The following is a 264-nucleotide window of genomic DNA, read 5'->3' on the forward strand; positions in this document are numbered from 1 at the left end:
CCGGCCTGAACTTCATAGAGTAACGATACCTTCTGCGCCGCGCCTGCGGCAGTTTCGATGCGCCGTTCTGAAGGCGCGGCAAAAATGATAGCCGAGCATTCTACCTGATTCGATGCGAGGGTAATACGCCTTAATAATAGGGGTATTCAGCTTTTCGCATTCGCGGCGATCGGGGCAATGCAATTTGATTTTTTTTTGGCCGGAAAATGGGCTAACGTGAGGAATTGTCAGTGGAACTTGTGCCGCTAGCGACCGCAAAAAACC

The 264-nt window shown here is 51.1% G+C and carries 1 protein-coding gene; it reads right to left on the reverse strand.

The window, feature by feature from the left end:
• Nucleotides 1-12: 12 nt before the first annotated feature.
• Nucleotides 13-264, reverse strand: a 252-nt coding sequence (locus WDW90_RS39810; protein WP_336493083.1) for a hypothetical protein, incomplete at its 5' end; no start/stop codon positions are given.

Origin of the sequence: Methylobacterium nigriterrae (genome assembly GCF_037106235.1) — a bacterium.
In the GTDB taxonomy this organism is placed as follows: Bacteria; Pseudomonadota; Alphaproteobacteria; order Rhizobiales; family Beijerinckiaceae; genus Methylobacterium; species Methylobacterium nigriterrae.